The 970-nt window shown below is 78.7% G+C and carries 1 pseudogene; it reads left to right on the forward strand.

Annotated features, from left to right (window positions below):
* A pseudogene (locus tag K6I34_RS37440) lies at nucleotides 1–970 on the forward strand (primosome assembly protein PriA); the annotation flags it as partial.

A 970-nucleotide genomic window follows, 5' to 3' on the forward strand; every position in this document is an offset into this window, starting at 1 on the left:
CTGCACAACGGCTTCATCGTGGAGCGGCTCGCGGAGAGCGACTACCGGGGTCCGCTGGCGCCGATCGCCCAGGTGCTCTCGCCGGAGCCGGTGCTCTCGCCGGGGCTGCTGCGGCTGTGCCGGGCCGTGGCCGACCGTTACGCGGGCACGCTCGCCGATGTCGTGCAGCTCGCGGTGCCGCCGCGCCGGGCGCGGGCCGAGGCGGCCGCGTCGCCCGAGCCGCTGCCGCCGCCCGCCGCGCCGGAGCCCGGCACCTGGTCCCGTTACGCGACCGGGCCCGCCTATCTGTCCGCTCTCGCCCGCGGCGACTCCCCGCGCGCGGTGTGGACGGCCCTGCCCGGCCCGTCCTGGCCGGACGAGCTGGCGCGTGCCGCCGCCGCCACGCTCGCCTCCGGGCGCGGCGCGCTGATCGTCGTGCCGGACGGCCGCTGCGCGGCCCGCGTCGACGCCGCACTGACCGGGCTGCTCGGGACGGGCCGCCATGTGCTGCTCACCGCCGACACCGGCCCGGAGGAGCGTTACCGCAGGTGGCTCGCCGTGAGCCGGGGCTCGGTGCGGGCCGTGGTCGGTACCCGGGCCGCGATGTTCGCCCCCGTGCGCGACCTGGGGCTCGTCGCCATCTGGGACGACGGGGATTCGAGCCACAGCGAGCCGCACGCCCCGCAGCCGCACGCGCGCGAGGTGCTGCTGTTGCGGGCGGCGCACGAGAAGGCGGCGTTCCTGCTCGGCGGCTTCGGCTGCACGGTCGAGGCCGCCCAGCTCGTGGACACCGGCTGGGCGCTGCCGCTCGCCGCCGCCCGCGAGCAGGTGCGCGTCGCGGCGCCCTTGGTCCGTACGGTCGGCGACGCCGACCAGGCGCGGGACGAGGCGGCCCGTGCCGCGCGCCTGCCCACCCTGGCCTGGCAGGTCGCGCGCGAGGGCCTCAAGCACGGCCCGGTGCTCGTGCAGGTGCCGCGCCGGGGCTACGTAC

The sequence above is a fragment of the Streptomyces sp. UNOC14_S4 genome, assembly GCF_020740835.1.
Classification (GTDB): Bacteria; Actinomycetota; Actinomycetes; order Streptomycetales; family Streptomycetaceae; genus Streptomyces.